At 74.4% G+C, this 3,164-nt stretch carries 3 protein-coding genes; 1 reads left to right on the forward strand and 2 read right to left on the reverse strand.

Annotated features, from left to right (window positions below; all coding sequences use genetic code 11):
* Together ACWEN3_RS44265 and ACWEN3_RS44270 are read right to left on the reverse strand one after the other, a co-directional pair.
* The coding region (locus ACWEN3_RS44265; protein ID WP_452983750.1) for a DUF2470 domain-containing protein at window positions 1-763 on the reverse strand (763 nt) is incomplete at its 3' end.
* 87 nt (window positions 764-850) lie between these two features.
* Entirely contained in the window at window positions 851-1,456 is a 606-nt protein-coding gene (locus ACWEN3_RS44270) for a TetR/AcrR family transcriptional regulator (protein ID WP_452983753.1), read from the reverse strand.
* A 121-nt stretch (window positions 1,457-1,577) separates the two neighbouring features.
* Here ACWEN3_RS44270 and ACWEN3_RS44275 point away from each other — a divergent pair.
* A partial coding sequence (locus ACWEN3_RS44275; RefSeq protein ID WP_452983756.1) for a cytochrome P450 occupies window positions 1,578-3,164 on the forward strand: 1,587 nt, incomplete at its 3' end.

A 3,164-nucleotide genomic window follows, 5' to 3' on the forward strand; every position in this document is an offset into this window, starting at 1 on the left:
GCTTGCTGGGCGAAGGGCCCTGTTTCGACGCCGCACGCGACACCACGCGCGGACGCGTGTACCGCATCCCCGACCTCACTCGGCCGGCGGCGCTCGCCTGCGCCAGCAGGGCGTGCATGCGTTCGGTGAGCTGGGCGAGGTCGTCGGCGGGCGCGTGGAAGGGCAGTCGTACGTCGCCGTCGGCGCGGGCGCGTTCGATGCGCAGGGTCAGCCCGTGCCGGTCGACGGCGAGGGGCACCACGCGGGTCACGGCGTGCAGGGTCTCCGGCCGCACCAGGCGGGTGAGCCGCTCGACGGCGTCCGGGTGGGCGTCCGCGAGATGCGTGAGCAGCCGGGACTCGGCGACGGCGAGCGGGTCGGGGCGGGCGGCGACGAACTCGTCGAGGTCGACGAGCACGGCCCCGGAGGGCCGGCGCAGCACCACCCGGGTGGGCCGAAAGCGCAGGGCGCCGTCGGCCGGGGCGAACCAGCCGGCGAGCCAGAGCCGGGCCCGGATCCGGCTGCGTACCGGTACGGGGGCCACATCGGCGAACTCCAGCACCGCGCAGGGCTCCGTGCGCGGTGCGCACAGGGCCGCCGCGAGGAGGGCGCTGTCCTCGGGCACCCCCAGCAGGATCTCGCCGCCGCCGGTCACGGTGTGCGCGCCGACGTACTCCTCGCGGGCGCCGTCCGCGGTCACCGCGCACGACCAGGCGGCGGCCAGCACCGACCGGGCCCGCTCCGCCGCGCCGGGGGCGGCCGTCCAGTCCTGCGTGTCACCCATCCCGAGACCTCCCTAGGTAAGCCTTGCCTAACTTATCGGAGATCGGGGCGCGCGCCAACCAGGCCCTCCGGTGGGACGCGGGGTGATTCAGGCGATGACGCCCAGCAGCGCCCGCGCGCACAGGTCGCGCACCTGCTCCCGGCTCAACTCGCCGCCGCGCAGCCACTCCAGGCAGACGGCGGTGGTGAAGGCCAGCCAGCCGCGCACGGCCAGCCGCACCTGCGGGGCGCCGTCCAGGCCGGGCCCGAACTCGGGATCGGCCGCCAGCGCGGCCAGGATCTGCTTCTCCTGGGCCGCCAGGGCCCGCTGGTAGACCCGGCGCACGGTCTGGTCACCGGCCGCGTCGGCGCGGTGGAAGGCGCGGAAGCCGTGTGCGTGGGCCTCGACGTGGCCGAGGTAGGCGTCGAGGCCGGCGGTGAGCTGCTCGCGCACCGGCACACCGGGCACGGCCGCCGTCATCCGCAGCATCCGCTCGCTCTCGCGCTCCACGACCGCGGCGAAGAAGTCCCGCTTGGTCGGGAAGTAGTGGTACAGCAGCCCCCGGGAGACCCCGGCGATCTCGGCGACCTGCTCGATCCACACGTCGTCGTAGGGACTCTCCGAGAACAGCCGAGCGCCGACCGACAGCAGCTGCTCCCGGCGCTCCCCGGTGCTCAGCCGGCGCCGGGCGCGCTCCCCCTGGTTCGCGGCCATGGCGTCACTTTACTTGACGCGGGTTCAACAAGCGGACGACACTGAAACCCGTTATTGAACCCACGTACAACACGCGCGTCAGCAGGTGCAACGGTCCGCTGGATCAAGGGAGATCGGCGTCATGGCGGGGACGAGGGAGACAACGGAGACGGGGCTGCCGAGGGGTTTCCGGAGCGCCGAGCGGGGCTGGCCCGAGCTGCACCGCATCCCGCGCCCGCCGCACCGGCTGCCGCTGCTCGGCGACGTGCTCGGCGTCGACCGCCGTACGCCCGTGCAGGACTCCATGCGCTTCGGGCGCGAACTGGGCCCGGTCTTCCGGCGCCGGGCCTTCGGCAAGGAGTTCGTCTTCGTCTGGGGCGCGCGGCTCGCCGCCGACCTCGCCGACGAGTCCCGGTTCGCCAAGCACGTCGGACTGGGCGTGGCCAATCTCCGGCCGGTCGCCGGGGACGGGCTGTTCACCGCCTACAACCACGAGCCCAACTGGCAGCTGGCGCACGACATCCTGGCGCCCGGCTTCAGCCGGGAGGCCATGGAGGGCTACCACGGGATGATGCTCGCGGTGGCGAACCGGCTGACCGAGCACTGGGACCGGGAAGCGGCGGCCGGACGGGCGGTGGACGTGCCCGGGGACATGACCAAGCTGACCCTGGAGACGATCGCCCGCACCGGATTCGGGCACGACTTCGGCTCCTTCGAGCGGGACCGGCCGCATCCCTTCGTCCGGGCGATGGTCGGCACGCTCACCCACGCGCAGCGGCTGAACACCGTGCCCGCGCCGCTGGCCCCGCTGCTGCTGCGCGCCGCCGCCCGGCGCAACGCGGCGGACACGGCACACCTCGACCGCACGGTCGACGACCTGGTCGCGGCCCGGCGCCGGTCCGGCGGCGGGGAGGGGGACTTGCTGGACCGCATGCTGGCCACGGCCCACCCGGAGACCGGCGAGAAGCTGTCCCCCGAGAACGTCCGCAAGCAGGTGATCACGTTCCTGGTGGCGGGCCACGAGACCACGTCGGGCGCGCTGTCCTTCGCCCTGTACTACCTCGCCCGGCATCCGGAGACCGCCGCGAGGGCGCGGGCCGAGGTGGACCGGGTCTGGGGCGACACCCCGCAGCCCGGCTACGACCAGGTCGCCAAGCTGCGCCTGGTCCGCCGGGTGCTGGACGAGTCGCTGCGGCTGTGGCCGACCGCACCCGCCTTCGCCCGCGAGGCGCGGCACGACACGGTCCTCGCCGGAGAGCATCCGATGCTCCGGGGCGCGTGGGCGCTGGTGCTCACACCGCTGCTGCACCGGGACCCCGAGGTGTGGGGCGAGGACGCCGAGCGGTTCGACCCGGACCGGTTCGAGGCCGCTGCCGTACGGGCCCGGCCCCCGCACACCTTCAAGCCGTTCGGGACCGGGGCGCGGGCCTGCATCGGCCGCCAGTTCGCCCTGCACGAGGCCACCCTCGTCCTCGGCCTGCTGCTGCGCCGCTACGAGGTGCGGGCCGACCCCGCCTACCGCCTGACCGTCACCGAACGGCTGACCATGATGCCGGAGGGCCTCCGCCTCCACCTGGAAGGACGCCCCGCACCGGCACCCGGCGAGGACCCGGAGGAGCACCGGGAAGCGCCTTCGGGCTGCCCCGCACACCGGGCCGGCGTGGCGCCGGGCGATGTCGTCGTTCATGGTGGCGAGGTGGGCGACCATGTCGACGGTGATGCCGGTGCC

Source organism: Streptomyces sp. NPDC004561 (genome assembly GCF_053602155.1).